Source organism: Dactylosporangium sp. NPDC051541, assembly GCF_044454505.1.
GTDB lineage: Bacteria > Actinomycetota > Actinomycetes > Mycobacteriales > Micromonosporaceae > Dactylosporangium.
The window spans coordinates 193,283-206,588 of record NZ_JBITDU010000007.1 but is presented as its reverse complement, the minus strand read 5'-3'; the positions used below and the strand labels follow the sequence as shown (position 1 = coordinate 206,588).

The window sequence follows — 13,306 nt, the reverse complement described above, 5'->3', positions numbered from 1 at the left end:
GTCACCGGTTGTCATCGGGCAACTGATCGAATCGTGGTTCCGTCGCGCGACCGAGCGGGCCGGCATCGTTCCGTCGCAGGGACTACGCGAGGTCGTTTCTGACTACATGAGTTCGTTTTGATACGCGCTACATGAGTTCGTTTTGATACGCGAACGCCGTCAACTGCACCCGGTCGCGCAGCTTCAGCTTCGCCAGGATCCGGGAGATGTGGGTCTTGACGGTCGACTCGGCCAGCATGAGCTCCCGGGCGATCTCGGCGTTGGAACGCCCGGCCGCGACCTGGCGCAGCACCCCCACCTCCCGCTCGCTGAGCAGGTCGGCGGCCGGTCCGGGTTTTCGGCGGGGCGCCGTGAGCCCGGCCCGGTAGCGGTCGAGGAGCCGCCGCGTGACGGCCGGCGACAGCCACGCGTGCCCGGCCGCGACCGCGCGCACGGCCGCGATGAGACTCGAGGAATGCTCGTCCTTGAGCAGGTAGCCGGAGATGCCGGCCTCGATCGACCGGTCCAGCGCGTCCGGGTCGAGGGCGTCGGCGAGCACGACCACGCCGGGCTCCCGCCCGCGGCCGGCCCGCCGCAGGGCCTCCCGGCTCAGCGCGGCCCCGTCGACCGCGCCCGGCCAGACGTCGATCAGCAGGACGTCGACGCGCTGGCGCCGGACGGTCTCCACGGCCGCCCGGCGGCTGCCGACGACGCCGACGAGCTCGATGTCCGGCTCGCCCCGGATGAGCGCCCGCAGGCCGTCACCGAACAGCGACGACGCGGAAAGCAGCAGCACGCGTAACGGGGGTGGCTCGCGGCGATCGTCCTCGGGGTCGTCGCCGTCCAGCCACCTCCAGTCGTACACGTCGATGGTGTTGCTGCCGGTCACCCACTGGAGTCTCCCTGGTCATCGCCTTTCGTCAACTCGGAGTCGGAAACCGATCGCCGGATTCGCGAATGGTGCACAACGATCAGCCGTCCGTGGCCCCGATTCCGGCTGTACCTGGCCGAATGCCACCTGGCGTTCCGACGCCGTGCAGCTCAGGACCGGACGGCGAGGTCCGGCCGCTCCGCCCGCAGGCGCAGGGCGAACACCACCTCGCCGATGCCGACCACCACGGCGCCGACGCCGCTGACCAGGACCAGCGTGGTCAGCGACGGCCCGGGCCAGAGCAGGAACGCGAGCCCGATGAGCACGGACGCGACGCCGAGCACGCTCAACCAGGCCCGGGCCGGCCCGTGCGCGGGCATGGCGATCAGCAGCAGCCCGAACCCGCTCAGCAGCCAGGCCAGGCCCAGCAGGGCGGCCAGGACGATCACCCCGCCGTCCGCGTTGCGCAGGCAGGTGACGCCGGCCGCGAGCAGGATCACCGCCATCACCCCGGCCTGCATCCGGCGGCTGGAGCTGTGGTCCGACCGCAGCGCCGTCGCCGCCCGCATGACGCCGAGCACGAGGAGCCAGACACCGGTCGCGACACCCAGCAGCCGCAGCGTCTGATCGGGCCAGACCAGCACCGCCAGCCCGAACAGCACCGTGGCCGCGCCGAGCGCGAGGACCTGCGCGAAGTCCTCGGTGAACACCGAGGGCCGGTACCAGTGGGCGGTCGCCATCGTGCACCTCTTCTCGCCGGCAACGTTTCGTCGGCTTCCACCGTTGGGCGGCGACGCGGGCCCGGACTCACCCGCCAGGCGTGATCCGCCGGAGCCGCCGCCGCGGGGAGGATCGGCAGATGCCGACCCGCCAAGCTGCGGACGCCGCGCGGGCCCACATCCTGCCGCTGGCCCTGGCCCAGTTCATCTGCAGCTACGCCGGTACCGCGATGAACGTCGCCATCACGCCGATGGCTCGGGACCTGGACACGACCGTCTTCGGGGTGCAGGCCAGCATCACGCTGTTCACGCTCACCATGGCCGCCCTGATGATCCCAGGCAGCAAGCTCACTGACGTGTGGGGCCGCAAACGCTGCCTGGTCGCCGGGCTGCTGCTGTACGGCATCGGCGCCCTCCTGGCCGCCGTCGCCCCCGGCCTCGGCGTCATGATCCTCGGCAACGCGCTGCTGGAGGGGGCCGGCTCGGCGCTGATGATCCCGCCGATCTACATCCTGATCACCGTGCTGTCGCCGGATATGGCCACCCGGGCGAAGTACTTCGGCATCGTCAGCGGCGCCGGTGCACTCGGCGCGGCCGCCGGACCGCTCCTCGGCGGGCTCATCACCAGCCTGGCCAGCTGGCGGGCCTCGTTCCTGCTGCAGGTCGTCGTCATCGCCGGGATCGCCGTCCTCGTCCGCCGCGTGCCCGCACCGGCCCGCCTCGGCCACGTGCCGCGCTTCGACCTGACCGGCGCCGTGCTCTGCGGAGCCGGCCTGCTGCTCGTGGTGCTGGGGGTGCTGCTGTCGACGCGATACGGCTGGCGGCTCGGCCGGTCGCCGGTGTGGCTCGCGCTCACCGCGGGCGGGCTGACCCTCGCCGGGTTCGTGCTGCACCTGCGGCGCACCGAACGCCGCGGTCGCGAACCCTTGCTGCACCTGCGGCTGTTCGCCGTGCGCACCGCTAACCTGGGGCTGAGCACGCAAGCGGCGCAGTGGCTCGTCATGCAGGGTACGTTCTTCGTCACCGCGGTCTATCTGCAGAGCGCTCGCGGGTACAGTGCCATCGTGACCGGGCTCGTGCTGACCCCGGCCACCGTGGGCATCCTGGTTTCCTCGGCCGCGGCCGAGCGCTTCGCCCGCCATCACACCCAGCGCACCCTGACCGTCGCCGGGTTCACCGCAACGGTTGCCGGGCTGGTCCTGCTGCTGGTCCTCGCCGCCACCGGCTCCGGGATCTGGCGTAGCGCCCCGGGCCTCCTGCTCGCCGGCCTGGGTCTGGGCACCATGCTGACCTCGTCGGTCAACCTGGTGCAGTCCGCGTTTCCCGACCGCGATCAGGGCGACATCTCCGGCCTGTCCCGGGCCGTATCCAACCTCGGCTCGTCCTTGGGCACGGCACTGGCCGGCTCCGTGATCGTGTCGGCCGCCAGCCCGGGCCGCCACCCGTACGCCGCGTCACTCGGTGTTCTCGTGGTCATCGCCGTCATCGGCCTGTTCCTGGCCGTCCTGCTCCCCCGTGCCCCGGACGCCTGAACGCGCCAGTCCGTGCTCACCCACCGGGTGTGGTCGCGGTGCGGTACATTGCGCGTCGGTGCTCGAGGAGGCTGTCGATGAACCGGACCGTTGCGCTCGTCATCAATGCCGACCACGTCGCCGGCGTGCGGTGGCCGGCCGTCGCGCTGAGCGACGGCAGTCCCGACCCGGTTCGCGTCGCGGTGCCCGTGCGCGGCCTGGACGGGCCGGTCGACCTGCCCCTCGACCGGCGGGCCGCGGACCGGATGCGGCACTTCGTGCGGTTCCGGCGGTTCGGCTTCCGGGTGCTGATGCCGGTGTTCGGGGTCGTCACCATCGCGTACTTCGCCGCGCGGATCCTCGCCGGATCGGCGCTGGCGGAGCGCCTCGGCTGGCTGATGCTCGGGTTCTACGTCGTCTTCTTCTTCGTGATGGCGACCGGCGCGCTGCGGTACCGGGTGCGGCAGCTGCCGCACCTGGACCGGGACGGCCTCGTCGTGCCCGCGGTGGACCCGGGCGCGGCCCAGGCCCTGCAGCACCTGAACGAGCCCGGCGTCGTCGCCCTGCGCTGACCGGCGGCGAAGTGCGGGATGCTTCCGGCTGCGCTGACCGGCGGCGAAGTGCGGGATGCTTCCGGTATGGACTCCGCCCTCCGGCAACGCCTCGACGCACTGCACGCCGACGGTGTCGCGTTCGACGCCACCCAGACCGATCGCCTCCTGACCCGCCGCAACCTCGAGCCGGCCAGCGCCCGGCTGCTGTGGTCGCTGACCCAGATCATCGGCGCGCGGGACGCGGTCGAGATCGGCACGTCCAACGGCTACTCGGCCATCTGGCTGGCCGACGCCCTCACCCTGACCGGGGGCCACCTCACCAGCGTCGACGTCGAGATCCAGCCGGACGCCGAGCGCAACCTGGCCCCGTTCGCCAACGTCAGCCTGGTCGAGGCCGACGGCGGCGCGTACCTGGCCGGACGGGCGGACGCGAGCGTGGACCTGCTGTTCCTCGACGCGGAGCGCACGCAGTACCCGGGCTGGTGGCCGCATCCGCGGCGGGTCCTGCGGCCGGGCGGCCTGATCGCCATCGACAACGTGCTGTCGCACCCCGGGGAGGTGGCCGGGTTTCTGGCTCTCCTCGCCGCCGAGCCGTCGCTGCGGGGCGAGACCATCGAGATCGGCAAGGGCCTGCACCTGGCCTGGTTCGCCCGCTGACCGACAGGCGTCGATGTCCTTCGGCCTGGGCGGCGGGGCCGGACGTCTCTGGCCCCGCTCCACCGGCCCGCGCACGGTGGGAGGGACACCAGGGAGGACGCCATGGAGCATCAACCGGATCGGCAGCGGATCGTGGCCGGGTTCGACGGATCGCCGGAGGCCGGGTGCGCGCTCGAGTGGGCGGCGGCCGAGGCCGAACGCGCCGGCTGCCGGCTGCACGTCGTGCACGCGTATCAGGTCGGCTGGCCGGCTGGGTACTTCGAGCAGCCCACCGCGCACGCGGTCGCGGAGACCGGGCGCCGCGCGGACCGGCTGGTCGCCCAGGCCGCCGCCGGCGTCCGGGACCGCCACCCCGGCCTCGATGTGACCGCGGCCGCGGTGCACGACGCGGCCGGCCCGGCCCTCATCCTCACCGGCACGCCGGACACGCGGCTGATCGCCGTGGGCAACCGCGGCGCGGGTGGCCTCGCCGGGCTGCTGCTCGGCTCCGTCAGCCGAACCGTCGCCGCGCACAGCTATGTGCCGGTGGCCGTCGTACGCGGGCCGACGGGCGGCACAGGGCCGGTGGTGGTCGGCACCGACGGCTCCCCGGCCGCCGACGCGGCGCTGGAGTTCGCATTCGCCGCCGCGGCCGCCCGCAACGCCCCGCTCGTGGCCATCCGCGCCTACGTCCCACCGGCCCGCTCAGTACTCGGGGCCGACGGCCTGGAGGTCGCCGAGCGGACCGCGCTGGAGGCGTCGCTGCACGGCTGGCGGGACAAGTATCCGGATGTCCGCGTGACGGCCGCACTGGGTGTCGGCAGCGCGGCCCCGATCCTGATGAACCGCTCGCGCGGCGCGCAGCTGGTCGTCATCGGCAGCCGGGGGCGGGGCACCGTGACCGGGCTGGTGCTCGGCTCGACCGGCCAGCACCTCATGCACCGAGCCGGCTGTCCCGTCGTTGTCGCGCACACCCGGGCGCCGGCCTGAGCGCATCACGTCACGGCTCGTGCGCCGCCCGCCGCCACAGGGCCGCCGCGACCCAGCCCAGCCAGATGAACAGCAGCACGCCATATCCGGCGTAGGCCCAGCCGAGCACCGGTCGGAGGAGCTCCGACAGCACTCCGACGGTGCCGGTGGCGATCCCCAGCCGGGCGAGGCCGGCCGCGAACGGCCCCCGGCGCATCAACAGCGAGATCATGAGCAGGCCGAGCGTCTGCAGCAGGCCGATCACGGCCGGCACGTCGTTGAGGGCAATCAGGAGCTCCGCACCGGCGACGAACGGCGCACGCTGCGGCGAGGTGCTCGCGGCGGCGAACTTGTCGCTCAGGACGACCATGGCCAGCGCCCCGTCGCCGGTGGTCGGCCAGGCGAACGACACCGCCCACGACGTGACCGCGACGAGGCCGGCGATGGCCGCGAAACCGCGGCCGCGGTGGCGCACGGCCACGGCCAGCGCGAGGAAGACCACCATCAGCAGCAGACTCGGAACCAGCCAGAGCAGCTGCCGCACGATGTAGACGGTCCGGTGGGCGTGCACGAACGCCAGCACGAGCTCGCCGCCCGACGTGGGTGGCGGGCTCGTGACGGCGACGATGACCAGGGCCGCGGCGTACAGCAGGACCGCCAGACCGGCGGCGGCGGCCCCGGCCCGGTACAGCGGCCGCCACGCCGGATCGGCGGGGGCGTCGCGGGAGCTCACGTCACACCTCCGGATCGCGTCACGCCGTCCGGGCGGACGGCGACCGTGAGCACCATGCGGGTCGACTGCAGCCGCTCCACCACCACGGCCATGAAGCGCCGGGTCAGCTCCAGGCCCAGGGCCGGTTCGGCGGCGCACAGGCTCCGCACGCCCGGCCCGTCCAGTTCGATCGCCAGCACCGGGTCGACCGCGACCGCGCCGAAATGCCAGCGGTACGGCGAGAACAGCCACGACCACCCGAGCACCGCGCCGGGTCCGAGTGTCTCGACGACGATCGGACCCGGTGTACGGGTGTCGAGGTCGACCCGGCCCTCGCGGATCAGCCAGAACCGCTCGGCCCGGCCGTGCTCCTCGAAGATCCGGGTGCCCGCCCGGAACGGCGCGCGGTGCGCCCACCGGGCCAGCCGCTCGACGTCGCGCGGCGCGAGACCCGCGAGGAACGGGTGCCGAGTCCGAGGTCGCGCAGCTTCGAGGTCATGAGCCTCTCCCTTCTCACTATGCACCTCGAAGACTCCGCCGCGGCCCGGGGGGCACACCAGAGCCGTCCGTCGCACCCCCGCGGGACCGTCGCCTCTGCCCGGCCCGGCGGCGCCGGACGACGCTGGTGATGCCCTGATAAGGAGGGATCGACATGACTCAGCGATACTCCGGCCGCGTCGCGCTGGTGACCGGGGCCGGCTCCGGCATCGGGCAGGCGACCGTACTGCAGCTGGCCCACGAGGGCGCCCGCGTCATCGGCTGCGACATCGACGCTGCCGGCCTCGAGGCGACCGGCAAGGTCCTCGCACACGCCGGCTACACCGCGGCGCTGCTCACCGCCGACATCGCCGATCCGGACGACGTGCGGCAGGTGGTCGACGCGCTGCCCGGCGGCGACATCGACCTGCTGGCCAACGTCGCCGGCATCATGGACCACTTCCTGCCCGTCACCGACCTCGACGACGAGACCTGGGACAAGGTCCTCGCCGTCAACCTGACCGGCCCGATGCGCCTGTGCCGCGCGGTCATCCCGGCGATGCGGACCAACGGCGCGGGGGCCATCGTCAACGTGGCGTCCATCGGCGGCCTGACCGGCTCCGTCGCCGGCAGTGCCTACACCGCGGCCAAGCACGGCCTCATCGGCCTGACCCGCTCACTGGCCTTCCTGTACGGCCCCGACGGCATACGCACCAACGCGGTCTGCCCCGGCGGCGTGCACACCGGTATCGGCCGGACCGCCACGGTCGGCTCCCAGTGGGCGTTCGACCGGCTGTCACGCTCGTTCACCCGCGCCGTGCGCACCGCCGAACCGAACGAGATCGCGGCCCTGATCTGCTGGCTGGGCAGCCCCGAGGCACACGCCGTCAACGGTGCCGTCATCACCGCCGACGGCGGCTGGACCGCCTGAGCCGCACCACTCGCCCGCGGAGGTGGCCGCAATGGGCGAACGAGACCTGATCGTGGTCGGCGTCGACGCCTCGCCGAGCGCCGGCGGCCGGGCGCTCCTGCGCGACAGCATCGGCTGAACGCCGTCACGGCTGGGCGTAGGGGCTGGCCCACTCGTGGCCGTCGGCGGCGTCGAGGCGTTCGAGCTGGTCCGCGCCGAGCTTCAGCGCGGCCCCGTCGAGGGCGGCGTCGAGCTGGTGGACCTTGCTCCCGCCCAGCATCGGCCGGATGCCGCGGCTCACCAGCCACGCGAGGACCACCTGCCCGCGCGTCGCGCCCGTCTCGGCGGCCACGGCTTCGAGGACGGCCAGCCGCTCGTCGTTGCCCTGGTGCGCGTACACCGGCGGAATGTCCTTGCTCGGATTGTCATAAGCGCCGGAGAGCAAGGGTGTGTACGCCCACAGCTCCAGCCCGTGCGCGGAGGCGTAGTCGGCCTGCTCGTCGCTGAGCACCCCGAACCGGTGCGCGACGCCGGGCGGCAGCGTGCCCGGCCGCGGCCGCAGGTAGGTGGCGTTGAGCTGCATCGCGTCGAACTCCTTGCCCCCGCCGGCCCGCGCGTGCGCCCGCCCCCGCTCGACGAGCCAGGCCGGGAAGTTCGACACCCCGACCCGCGCGGCCGCCAGCCCGCTCACCGCGTCGACGGTCTCCTCGATGGGTACCGACCGATCCTCCTGATGCAGCCACACCATCTCGACCCGATCCGTCCCGAGCCGCCGCAGGCTCCCGGCGAACGCGGACCGCACGGCCCCGGCCGACAGCCCCTCCCGCCGATCCGGCCACGACCCGGGCTCGATCGGCTCCGCCCCCAGCTTCGTGGCGAGCTTGACCCGCTCCCGGACGCCGGGCCGCGCCGCGAGCCACCGCCCGAGCACCCGCTCACTGTCCCCGCCCCGCCCGTCCGCACTCGCCCAGAACGCGTAACAGTCGGCGGTGTCGATCCACTCCCCGCCCCGTTCGACAAACCGGTCCAGCAACGCGAACGACGTCTCCTCGTCGATCGTCGTCCCGAACATCATCGCCCCGAGCACCAGCTCCGTCATGACACCGACTCTGGCACCTGGAGCGCACTCCAGGTCAAGCCCCGCCCGTCGCCCTTCCTACCAGGTAATGCCAGCACCTCCCACGGGCCGGGCCGGGGCCGTACGGTCGAGGCATGGACAGCCGAGCCGAGGTCCGGGACCTCCTGGCCGGCTGGGCCGTCACCCCGATCCGCTGAAGAACGAAGGGAACCCGCAATGCGACAGCGCACGCTCGGCACCGGCCTGACCGTCTCGGAGATCGGCTACGGCTGCATGAGCCTCACCGGCGCCTACGGCCAGTCCGGCGGGCCCGCGCGGGCGGACGCGATCGCGCTGATCCGCCGGGCCGCCGAGCTCGGTGTCACGTTCTTCGACACGGCCGAGGTCTACGGGCCCTTCACCAACGAGGACATCGTCGGCGAGGCCCTGCAGCCGATCCGCGACCAGGTCCGGATCGCGACCAAGTTCGGGTTCGCGTTCGCCGAGAACGGGGTGGAGCCGGGCGGGCTGTGCAGCCGCCCGGACAGCATCCGCCGGGCGGTGGAGCACTCGCTGCGCCGGCTGCGCACCGACCACATCGACCTGTACTACCAGCACCGGGTCGACCCGCAGGTGCCGATCGAGGACGTCGCCGGCACCGTGCGGGAGCTCATCGAGGCCGGGAAGGTGGGGCACTTCGGCCTGTCGGAGGCGGCCGCCGCGACGGTCCGGCGGGCGCACGCGGTGCAGCCGGTGGCGGCGGTGCAGAGCGAGTACTCGATGTGGTGGCGCGACCGCGAGCAGGACACAATCCCGGTCCTGGCCGAGCTCGGGATCGGCCTCGTGCCGTACAGCCCGCTCGGCAAGGGCTTCCTGACCGGCGCGATCGACGCGACGACCACGTTCGCCGACAGCGACTTCCGCGGTCAGACGCCGCGCTTCCAGGGCGAGGCCCTCGAGGCCAACCTGGCCCTGGTCGACGTGCTCAAGCGGCTCGCCGCGCGGGCCGGTGCCACCCCGGCCCAGCTGGCCCTCGCGTGGCTGCTCGACCGGCAGCCGTGGATCGTGCCGATCCCGGGCACCAAGAACCCGCAGCGGATGGCCGAGAACACGGCGGCCGCCGCGGTGCAGCTCAGCGAGGAGCAGCTGGCCGAGCTGCGCGCCGCGGCCGACCAGATCAAGATCATCGGTGCCCGCTACCCCGAGGCCCAGGACGCCATGACCAACCGCGAGGCACCCTTGCCCACCCCATGAGCTGACCGGGGTCCGTTACCATCTGTCGTGTTCGATCGGTCGACGACGGGGGTCACGGTGGACGACTTGCAGGTCAGCCCGGAAGAACCGCAGCCTGAGGCCACACCGGCCCCCGCGCCGGCGAAGCGCCGGGGCCGGAAGGTCCTCATCCGGTCACTCATCGTGCTCGTCCTCGTCGCCGGCCTGTGCACGTTCGGGGGCATGTACTACTACGACTCCGTCGCGCTCCCGGACGAGATCAGCCTCAACCAGGCGACCACGGTCTACTACGCCGACGGCACGACACCGATGGCGCGCATCGGCGACAACCGGACCGTCGTGGGCATCGACCAGATCCCGGTCGACGTCCAGCACGCGGTCGTCGCGGCCGAGGACCCGTCGTTCTACAGCAACGACGGCGTCGACTTCGGCGACCTGGCCGGCGCGGCGTGGAACCACGTCTTCGGCGACGGTGAGGAGGGCGCGGCGACGATCAGCCAGCAGTACGCCCGGCTGTGGGCCGACCTCGAGGGCGTCTCCTACTCCCGGAAGCTGCGCGAGTCGGTCATCGCGCAGAAGCTCAACGACCAATACAGCAAAGACCAGATCCTGGAGATGTACCTCAACCTCGTCTACTTCGGCCGCGACGCCTACGGTATCGACGCGGCCGCGCAGGCGTTCTTCGCCAAGCCGGCCCGGGACCTGACGCGCGCCGAGGGCATCGTCCTGGCCGGGCTCATCAAGCGGCCGGCCGGCGTGGACGGCAAGGGCAGCCCGTTCGACCCGAAGGTCGACGCGACCCAGGCCCACCAGCGCTTCGACTACATCAAGGGCCAGCTGGTCGCACTGCAGTTCCTGACCGCCGGCCAGGCCGCGGCCACCACCTACCCGGACACGGTCCTTACGCCCACCCAGACCCGCACCCGCGCGCTGGCGCTGGGCAATGCGGCCATGGACAAGCCCGACGGCCTGATCGTGCACCACGTGCTGGGTGAGGTCGCGGCGCTCGCCGACCCGCGGACCGGCCAGCTCCTCTACGAGGGCACCGGCCTCGACGGCAAGAAGAACTTCGACCTGGTCCGCAACGGCGGCCTGAAGATCGTCACCACCATCGACCCGGTGATGCAGCAGGTCGCGGTCCGGGAGGCGGGCCGCAGCACCGAGTCCAACCTGAACCAGCAGCCGGTGAACCTGCAGGGGGCGCTGGTCGCGGTCGAGCCCGGCTCGGGTGCGGTCAAGGCCTACTACGGCGGCGACCGGGGCAGCGGCAACGACTACGCCGGCTTCTACAACGATCCCGTCCTCGGCGACGGCCAGGACTCCTGCTGCGGCGGGCACCCCGCGGGCGCGTCGTTCAACGTCTACGCCCTGGCGAGCGCGCTCATGAGCGGGTACACCGTGGACTCGCACTGGAACGGCGAGTCTCCGCAGAGCTTCCCGAACAGCGGCCGCTCCACCGCGGCCGGCAACCCGGTCCGCAACGTGGGCGAGGCCGCGGCGGCACCGCACTGCGCGTCCGGCTCCGCGAAGTGGTGCACGCTGGAGGAGTCGGCGGCCCTGTCGCTGAGCACCCCGTTCTTCGGCGTCGCCGAGGCCGTGGGCGTGCCCAAGGTCATCGACGTGGCCCGGGCGGCCGGGATCGACTCGATGTGGGCGACCGTCGACGGCAAGCAGCAGCGGGTCGACCTGACGAAGACCGACGGCAACTCGGCGTTTCCGAAGCTGTTCAACACCGAGGTCGCGATCGGGCAGTATCCGGTGACGGTCCTGGACCAGGCCGGCGGTATGGCCACGTTCGCCGCCCGCGGCCAGGCCGCCCGGACACACTTCCTGAAGGAGGTGTGGGCCGGCGGCAAGAAGACCTACAGCGAGGCGATCCGCCCGGCCCGCATCCCCGGCTTCACAGAACAGATGTCGGCCGACCTGAGCGCCGCCCTGCAGGGCACGCCGCAGCACTACAACCTGGGCCAGAAGGACGGCCGCCAGACCGCCGGCCTGGCCGGCACCTGGCCGGTCGGCCCGGCCGACGACACCGCGCACGCCTGGATGACCGGCTACACGGCCTTCAGCCAGCAGTCCCCGGGCCTCGCGGTCGCCGTGTGGGTCGGCAACCGGGCCGAGGAAGGCAAGATCGTCGACAAGGAGGGCCGCACCATTGTCGGCGGCAGCCTGCCGGGCCAGATCTGGCGCGACTTCCTCGACGGCGCTCTCACCGCGACGAAGGCCCCGGCCGTCCCGTTCGCCCCGAAATCCAACGTCGGCACCAAGCAGGTGGGCACCGGCATCCAGCCCTGACCGGTGGCGGTGACGTCACCAGGCGAAGCGTTCCCGGTGCAATTTCGGCGGGGGTACACCCAGTCGGCGCGCGGCGCGCAGGACGGCTTCGGTCCACGGGTCGGGGCCGCAGACGTACACGTCGTGCTCCGGCAGGTCGGGAGCCAGGGAGCGCAGCGCGGCCAGGTCGTCGTAGTCGCCGTAGCCGGTCGGGAGCCAGGAGCCGGCCGCGGCCCGGGGGCCGACCAGCGGGACCAGGCGGACGCCGCGGTCGCGGGCCAGCCACTCCAGCTCGGCGAGGAAGATGACGTCGCGGGGGTGGCGGGTGCGGTACACCAGCGTCGCCTTGCCGTGGCCGTAGGGCAGGTCCCACAGCAGGGCCAGCAGCGGGGTGACGCCGATGCCGCAGGCGAACATCGTGATCGGCCCGCCCGAGTAGGTGTCCTTCGTCATCCGGCCGTACGGGCCCTCGATCAGCACGCGGGTCCCGGGGCGCAGGGCGGCGACCCGGGCGGTGCCCTCCCCCACCGTCTTCACGGTGATCCGGAGGCGGTCGGCGCTCGGCGGGCCGGAGAGCGAGAACGGCTTGCCGAGCAGCGCGTCGCCGCCGTCGAGGAAGCGCCACACGAAGTACTGCCCGGCCCGGGCCGGTAGGCGGTCCAGGCGCCGGCCGCGGAGGTACACCGACACCAGGCCCGGTGCCTCGTCGACGACCCGGTCGACGCGCAGGCGGTGCCGCAGGGTGCGCCAGATCGGCAGGCCGAGCCGGAAGACGACGGTGGAGCCGGCCGCCGCGGCGTACATGGTCCACCAGAAGGTCTTCGCCGGGCCGGTGGTGAAGTCGCTGCCCAGCCACAGTTCGTGGGGCACGGCCAGGGCGATGCCGGCGTACGCGTACAGGTGCAGCAGATGCCAGGTCTCGTAGCGCAGCCGGCGGCGCACCCACCGCACGGAGGTGGCCGTGACGAGCACGAGCGCGGCGAAACCCGCGACCGCCGGCCAGATCCCGCGGTAGGCCAGGAGTTTGTCGTGGGCCGCGGCCGTGGCGAGGACGACGTGCGCGGCGAGGAGCAGCAACGAGGTCCCGCCGGTCCACCGGTGCCAGCGGCCGAGCCGGTCCTGGCCGAAGGCCCGCTCGATCCACGGGATGCGGGCCATGAGCAGGACCTGGAGCAGCAGTAGGTCGGTGGACCAGAGTGCGGCGAGCCGCCCGGCGGCCGCGGCACCGGGGGCCGACGTGTGCCGGCCCGACCACCACAGCAGTGTCGCGGCGGCCAGGCTGCCGAGCGCGATCAGCTTCGCGGTGGTTCGCACGGGTGCTGACGGTACGAATGCGGCGGTTGTCCCGACAGGGTTTGTGAACATGTCCTCGGTTGCCGGAAAACGGTTATCCGGTTGGGGCAT

The 13,306-nt window shown here is 72.8% G+C and carries 13 protein-coding genes; 7 read left to right on the top strand and 6 right to left on the bottom strand.

Annotated features, from left to right (window positions below; all coding sequences use genetic code 11):
* Positions 1-127 precede the first annotated feature (127 nt).
* A complete protein-coding gene (locus ACIA8L_RS30115) occupies positions 128-868 on the bottom strand; it encodes a LuxR C-terminal-related transcriptional regulator (RefSeq protein WP_395909938.1) in 741 nt (246 codons plus the stop codon).
* Between the two features lie 152 nt (positions 869-1,020).
* Positions 1,021-1,590 (bottom strand): HdeD family acid-resistance protein, encoded by a 570-nt coding sequence (locus tag ACIA8L_RS30110; protein WP_395909936.1) that lies wholly within the window; start codon positions 1,588-1,590, stop codon positions 1,021-1,023.
* Between the two features lie 119 nt (positions 1,591-1,709).
* Here ACIA8L_RS30110 and ACIA8L_RS30105 point away from each other — a divergent pair, with 119 nt between their 5' ends.
* From ACIA8L_RS30105 to ACIA8L_RS30090, 4 genes are all read left to right on the top strand, one after another.
* A complete protein-coding gene (locus tag ACIA8L_RS30105) occupies positions 1,710-3,101 on the top strand; it encodes an MFS transporter (protein WP_395909935.1) in 1,392 nt (463 codons plus the stop codon).
* Between the two features lie 77 nt (positions 3,102-3,178).
* Positions 3,179-3,652: a hypothetical protein gene (locus tag ACIA8L_RS30100; RefSeq protein WP_395909933.1), complete on the top strand. Its 474-nt coding sequence runs from the start codon at positions 3,179-3,181 to the stop codon at positions 3,650-3,652.
* 66 nt (positions 3,653-3,718) lie between these two features.
* Complete coding sequence (locus ACIA8L_RS30095) at positions 3,719-4,291, top strand: O-methyltransferase (protein WP_395909931.1); 573 nt, start codon at positions 3,719-3,721, stop codon at positions 4,289-4,291.
* A gap of 102 nt (positions 4,292-4,393) precedes the next feature.
* Positions 4,394-5,260, top strand: a complete 867-nt coding sequence (locus ACIA8L_RS30090; RefSeq protein ID WP_395909929.1) for a universal stress protein — start codon at positions 4,394-4,396, stop codon at positions 5,258-5,260.
* A gap of 10 nt (positions 5,261-5,270) precedes the next feature.
* On the opposite strand, the gene ACIA8L_RS30085 is transcribed toward ACIA8L_RS30090, so the two are convergent.
* Together ACIA8L_RS30085 and ACIA8L_RS30080 are read right to left on the bottom strand one after the other, a co-directional pair.
* Positions 5,271-5,972, bottom strand: coding sequence for a hypothetical protein (locus ACIA8L_RS30085; protein WP_395909927.1), 702 nt, complete (start codon positions 5,970-5,972; stop codon positions 5,271-5,273).
* Positions 5,969-6,475, bottom strand: coding sequence for a cyclic nucleotide-binding domain-containing protein (locus tag ACIA8L_RS30080; protein WP_395909925.1), 507 nt, complete (start codon positions 6,473-6,475; stop codon positions 5,969-5,971). Before ACIA8L_RS30080 ends, ACIA8L_RS30085 begins: the two co-directional genes overlap by 4 nt.
* Before the next feature lie 128 nt (positions 6,476-6,603).
* Between ACIA8L_RS30080 and ACIA8L_RS30075 the strand changes: the two genes are divergently transcribed.
* Complete coding sequence (locus ACIA8L_RS30075; protein WP_395909924.1) at positions 6,604-7,359, top strand: SDR family oxidoreductase; 756 nt, start codon at positions 6,604-6,606, stop codon at positions 7,357-7,359.
* Between the two features lie 124 nt (positions 7,360-7,483).
* On the opposite strand, the gene ACIA8L_RS30070 is transcribed toward ACIA8L_RS30075, so the two are convergent.
* The gene (locus ACIA8L_RS30070; RefSeq protein ID WP_395909922.1) at positions 7,484-8,437 is read right to left on the bottom strand and encodes an aldo/keto reductase; all 954 of its coding nucleotides are present in this window, start codon (positions 8,435-8,437) and stop codon (positions 7,484-7,486) included.
* A gap of 195 nt (positions 8,438-8,632) precedes the next feature.
* Here ACIA8L_RS30070 and ACIA8L_RS30065 point away from each other — a divergent pair, with 195 nt between their 5' ends.
* Complete coding sequence (locus ACIA8L_RS30065) at positions 8,633-9,649, top strand: aldo/keto reductase (protein ID WP_395909920.1); 1,017 nt, start codon at positions 8,633-8,635, stop codon at positions 9,647-9,649.
* A gap of 57 nt (positions 9,650-9,706) precedes the next feature.
* On the top strand, positions 9,707-11,923 hold the full coding sequence (locus ACIA8L_RS30060; RefSeq protein WP_395909918.1) for a transglycosylase domain-containing protein: 2,217 nt from the start codon (positions 9,707-9,709) through the stop codon (positions 11,921-11,923).
* A gap of 15 nt (positions 11,924-11,938) precedes the next feature.
* Here the strand turns inward: ACIA8L_RS30060 and ACIA8L_RS30055 are convergent, their stop codons facing one another.
* A complete protein-coding gene (locus tag ACIA8L_RS30055; protein ID WP_395909916.1) occupies positions 11,939-13,216 on the bottom strand; it encodes a ferric reductase-like transmembrane domain-containing protein in 1,278 nt (425 codons plus the stop codon).
* Positions 13,217-13,306 lie beyond the last annotated feature (90 nt).